The following is a 4,075-nucleotide window of genomic DNA, read 5'->3' as shown; positions in this document are numbered from 1 at the left end:
AAACCATTTATCACGCACCGTCTGAGGACGCTGCGCTTGAACAGCTTGAGCGTGTGACGGAGAAGTGGGAGAAAGATTATCCAAACGCCATGAAGAGCTGGTACAAAAACTGGGATGTGATCTCACCGATCTTCAAGTTTTCCGCTGATGTGAGAAAGGTCATTTACACCACCAATGCGATCGAAAGCCTTAACAGCGGCTATCGTCGTCTGAACAAACAGAGAAGCGTATTTCCGAGCGATACGGCGCTCCTGAAGGCTTTGTATCTGGCAACTCATGAAATAGCGAAAAAATGGACTATGTCGCTAAGAAACTGGGGCAGAGTTCTGGGAGAGCTTGAAATCATGTATCCCGACAGGCTCGGCTGAGCGAGCCGCTGAAAATCAGCCTGATTCCATTGCGCTGCGCTCCATTCCATCAGGCTGATTTTCAAAAAGAACCTTGACAAATTACAGTATTTATTGTATACTGTAAAAAATCGGAGCGGCAAATTTTTCATGTCGCTCCCAACTAACGTTTTTATCACAGTTGATTAATTTACAGAGATTTTTTCGCAGAGCCTCTTATTGTAATTAGGATAGTCAAACGGAATAACCTCATTATCGGCACGAATAGTTTCTCCGTAATCACTTTTGTATTTATTTATCTTCATATCGTTATCAGCGTCAGTAAAATGCAATGAATAGCTTATAAAACCATCGTTTTCATAGCGCACATAGGAATCACTTTTATCAAAACCATTTATTTTGGCATTTTGCTGTTGAAATCAGTGTATACCGGATCAGAAGTTTTTATCTTTACAAGAAGATCAACATAATACGCCTCATCAGATAGTCCTTGCGTATGAATTGTTATCGTCCTTGCTTTATCTTCTGCCGCATATACAATGTTTTGTGAAATGTAAAGCACAGAAACAATCAATGTAAATATAACAGCTACTATGCTATTCTTCACTACAATTCCTCTTAGTTATGATATGTATAAAATATTGCTGAACCCAGACAGTTTATACCCAATGTATTCTTCATATTCATCATAATCAATAAAATATTTTCCTCCCCAAGAATAGAAATTTTCATGATATTCTGGTAACTGTTCACTCCATTTAGCAAAACTTTTCCAATTGCTTACCGAAAGATTATTTTTTCCTTAGAATAACGATTGTAAGAATAATAAATAATACAACAGCAATAATTAGATATAATACAAACAATTTGGCATTGAGCATTCCAATTAAACCTATTTCTTTATGATCTTTTTTCCACCAAATGAGTATGATAGATATTATTAAGATAATAATGATATTTATGATCCACAAAATAGTGATTGCTTTTTTCATTATTCATCCTCCCATAGTTACTCATGAATGAAAACTACTGAAATTGCCCAATGAAAGAGTAGATTTCTACACTTTCATCAAATGTTCTCAAATTAATTTTAAGGCCTTTAGGTTACCACAAGCATATTCGTCAATCATATCAATCACTTTTATGCAAATAAAACCAAACTTAAGGATAGATTTAAAAATTCCAAATAGGTCCCGCAATAAAGTACATCCAAAACCATGCGGTAAACAGACTAAATAGTTCAGAAACAATCCAATAGACAATCTTATGGACTGTTGAAGATAGAGGTGCGATGAAATAGACTACGAACAGAAGAATTTCCAGTAGCAGAAAAAAGGATAACTCCAGCCATACCGCTTTTCTGCCAAGAACCGTATTTGTAATACCGATTCCTGCAATTACGACGAAACATAGTATGTGTAAAGCCAAAGCAACCAATAATTTCAGAATTAATTTTTTCATAAACTATACTCCAAAACTGAATACAAATCATAAACAAATGAGTTGGACTTTTCTTTTATTCTATTCTTTACAACAGATGGTATTGCATTTGTATCAATTTGGTCATCTTGATAAATGAGATTCCAGGCTCTTGTAGCAACCAATACACAGTTGTTCCAAAGCAAATCATATGTGTTGTGATCATTATGATATTGTATTAGTTTATCCCACTGATCCTGTGTAATTTTCTTAGTATAGGCGTAGTTTTTATCATATTCCTGCTTAAAATCACTTGGGTTTGAAGAATCATAGTTTTCTTTATAATTATTTGCTTCAACAGCAAATTCTCTGTTGAAGTAGATTCCTGCCACATCACTCTCACTGCCACTAGAGGAGCCACTAGAAGGTCCTGCAGAACTGCCACTTGAACCACCTGAACTACCAACAGAACTGCCACCGGAATTTGATCCACTTTCACCAGAAACTGAAGAGCCACCAACAGCAGCTCCCGCATTTCCGATTGAAACAGACTGTCCACATTGAATATCATAAAAGCATGGATCAACCTTATTCCAAGTTTGATAGGTATAGCCACGAACAAATCCTGTGAAATCAAGCGTGTCATTAACAGCACTTTTGTATACAAGAAATCCGTGTCCAGTAAGAGGGTTGCTACAAGAAACTATTGTCAGTTCACCTATGACGATATCTTCTACTTCTTCATCATAGTAACCCTTGACACGTGGTTCATTATCCACTTCATCATAGATACCATCCTTATCCGTATCCTCTTTAGTCGGATTACTATAATAATCATAAGCCGGAACAGAGGGATATTCATAATCCCAAGGGAGTCCTAGAAGGTAAAGAAACGGTGAAACATCAATATATTTAGTAGGCCAAACACTCTTAAGTTCCTCTCTGTCAAGCAGAGAATCCTTATCAGTATCAGCTGTTCCGTTCCAAACTGGTCTTTCATCAAGCTTAACAATTTGCGGAATGAGTCCGTTAAGAGCGACCCAGCATCCGCTGTTGGTTTCCTCGTTGATCATATCTGCAATTGAAAGCAGCTCATCCTTAAAATTGCCGCCAACATTTGCAAATATGCCTCCGGTACTTTCATAAAGAGATTTGTATGTAGACTGATAACTTGAATTTGAAACGACAGATACATTAATATCATCATCAACAAGTAAATCGATCATTTCACTCATTGATTTGATTCCATAATTGTTGTCAATCTTGTATCCTGCGTCTGTTACAAGAACAAAGAATTTTTGTGATGACGTTCTTAAATTGAGCTGACGAGCCATTTCTAATGCGTCTATTGCCGTTTCAGGAGTATCTCCGCCGCCGTCAACAGTCAATTTTGCAATTTCAGCTTTGAAGTCATCCGCATTTTTGAACCAGTTATCTCCATCGGGATTTTTCTTTGTATTGGTTGAATTTTCACCGTCACAGGTAATATCTCTGTAATCAACAAGTGTAAAAGATGGAGTAATTCCTGCAGATTCGATTTCATTTACAAACGCAGTAATGTTATTCTTTACATTGTTAATATATCCGCTCATTGAACCGGTTGTGTCAATTACAAACACAATGTCTACCTGACCTTTGATCTGAACTGTTGCAATGCTTGCCGCAGCGTCGGATACGGCTCTTGCAGCAAAAGTCTGAATTGACGGCTGAGCCTCTACAGATGTTTCTGAAGGAATATCAAGACCAAGTGATTCAAGCCAACTAATAACATCAAGGACAAAATAAATGCCTTCTGCTGAAATATCAGCGCTTAATGTTCTTGTTTCTTCATCGTAAGTTGTAGCCAACGGAGTTGTATTTTCTCCGTCATTATAGCAGATAAGGAGTCCGTTTGTCAATTCGCCTGCTAATTCATAATTTTTTACTGTGTAATCCTCGCTCAAAGTAAAAGAAAGATTTCCACTGTTAATTTCGGATTTTGTAATTTCAATGACCTTGCCTACATATACTCTTTCTTCGCCTTTTAAATGACCTGTATACTCGGAAATATCAATATTGCTGTTTACATTTCCCTTTGCCGAAACTGTAAGTAACGATGGCACTGCAAGATTATCTTCAAACAAATCGCTATCAAATCTGCTTTGATCAACAGTCTGCTCGAAATACTCATCACAGTCAAGCACTCCATTATCATCTGTATCAGGCTTTAACGGATCAAGCCCGAGAACAATTTCGTCTCCGTCATTTACGCCGTCCTTGTCGGTATCCGGATTCAACGGGTCGGTGTGATAATCATTCACTTCTTCTCC

The 4,075-nt window shown here is 37.3% G+C and carries 5 protein-coding genes; 1 reads left to right on the top strand and 4 read right to left on the bottom strand.

Annotation, left to right across the window (positions count from 1 at the left end):
- The coding region (locus DW015_RS13815) for a transposase (RefSeq protein ID WP_242993294.1) at positions 1-368 on the top strand (368 nt) is incomplete at its 5' end.
- Between the two features lie 373 nt (positions 369-741).
- Here the strand turns inward: DW015_RS13815 and DW015_RS12720 are convergent.
- The 4 genes from DW015_RS12720 to DW015_RS12705 all read right to left on the bottom strand — a co-directional run.
- Positions 742-954: a hypothetical protein gene (locus DW015_RS12720; RefSeq protein ID WP_117905894.1), complete on the bottom strand. Its 213-nt coding sequence runs from the start codon at positions 952-954 to the stop codon at positions 742-744.
- Between the two features lie 184 nt (positions 955-1,138).
- Entirely contained in the window at positions 1,139-1,339 is a 201-nt protein-coding gene (locus DW015_RS12715; protein WP_117905893.1) for a hypothetical protein, read from the bottom strand.
- A gap of 181 nt (positions 1,340-1,520) precedes the next feature.
- Positions 1,521-1,808 (bottom strand): hypothetical protein, encoded by a 288-nt coding sequence (locus tag DW015_RS12710; RefSeq protein ID WP_117905892.1) that lies wholly within the window; start codon positions 1,806-1,808, stop codon positions 1,521-1,523.
- On the bottom strand, positions 1,805-4,075 hold a 2,271-nt coding region (locus DW015_RS12705), incomplete at its 5' end, for a vWA domain-containing protein (RefSeq protein ID WP_207659392.1). The genes DW015_RS12710 and DW015_RS12705, both read right to left, overlap by 4 nt.

The organism is Ruminococcus sp. AF37-20, assembly GCF_003460465.1.
GTDB classification, from domain to species: Bacteria; Bacillota; Clostridia; order Oscillospirales; family Ruminococcaceae; genus Hominimerdicola; species Hominimerdicola aceti.
The sequence above is the reverse complement of the archived record's forward strand: the minus strand, read 5'-3'. Positions and strand labels throughout refer to the sequence as shown.

What these genes read in the sequence shown, in the direction of transcription:
- DW015_RS12715 (WP_117905893.1), bottom strand. Translation starts at nt 1,339, where the DNA reads ATGAAAAAAGCAATCACTATTTTGTGGATCATAAATATCATTATTATC.
- DW015_RS12710 (WP_117905892.1), bottom strand. Translation starts at nt 1,808, where the DNA reads ATGAAAAAATTAATTCTGAAATTATTGGTTGCTTTGGCTTTACACATA.